General features: G+C 29.1%; 1 protein-coding gene. It reads right to left on the reverse strand.

Going from position 1 to position 1,122, the window contains the following annotated elements; genetic code table 11:
• The coding region (locus L8U04_RS08245) for a cache domain-containing protein (RefSeq protein WP_263709821.1) at positions 1–978 on the reverse strand (978 nt) is incomplete at its 3' end.
• Positions 979–1,122: the final 144 nt, after the last annotated feature.

A 1,122-nucleotide genomic window follows, 5' to 3' on the forward strand; every position in this document is an offset into this window, starting at 1 on the left:
GTTAAGGCCGGTTTGGATTTTTTGAAGTGGAGAAAGATTATAATTAATCATAAATCTTATAATTACAAGAGCAATTACCAAGCTTATAACACCAATAATGATTTGTTGTATTAAAGCTTTATTTACCGGGTCTTTATAGATTTTTTCATCTGCAATCACACAAACATTGTATCCTGTTGAAGATTTCTGACAAATCACAGCCTTGCGAGGAGCATTTCCATCTTCAATTAACATTGGTGAGCTTGAAAGAAGTCCTGATTTTCCTTCAGGTGTTGAAAGATATGATTTTACTATATTTTGACTTAATTCATTTTTTGTTAATAATGCCTCAGAAGATTCATGAAAAAGTATAGTTCCATCATTATCTAAAACCACAGTATATCCGCTTTGTGACCTTCCCATTGATAATACATTATCTGAAAAAGTATTTAAATCATAATTTCCACCTACTGCACCTATAAATTTACCATTAACAACTATAGGATATGAAAAAGATAAAGAAGGAGCTTTTAAGCTAGGGGCAATATAAGGCTTTGATATTACAACTTTGTTTTCTCCAGAAGCAACACTTGTGTACCAACTTCTTGTTCTAGGATCATAGCCATCAGATGGCATTTGATGGTTTCCATTTGATCTAATCATTGCACCATTGTGTGCAAGTCCTACATATAGCACATCAAAACGACTAGCTTCTTTTGCAACTTTAACCATAGTGTAAATTTCTTCTAAACTCGCATTAGGATTTTTTTGCAATTCAGAGGCGACAGATCTAATAGCATCGCTTCTTGAAGCAGTGTAGTCATCAAAATTCTTTAAAACATCTTGCATTGTTTTAACTTGTATATCATTGATGAGTTTTTGAACATCATGCTTTACTTCGGCATAATTAAATGCATTTGCTATAAATAAAATAGCTATAATTGCTAAAAAAACAAAAAAAGTTAATTTTCCCGTTAAACTTCTTGTAATGTTTTTCATAATGAATTATCCTTGTTTAAAAATTGTAAATTTTAAGGGAAAAATTATCTTGTATTATTTTTAATAAAAAAATGCATTATTTAAATATAAAAAAACTATTTTTTAATAAAAAAATTATAAAAAATAACAATCACATCCAATCAA

The sequence above is a fragment of the Campylobacter sp. IFREMER_LSEM_CL908 genome (genome assembly GCF_025771545.1).
In the GTDB taxonomy this organism is placed as follows: Bacteria; Campylobacterota; Campylobacteria; order Campylobacterales; family Campylobacteraceae; genus Campylobacter_D; species Campylobacter_D lari_D.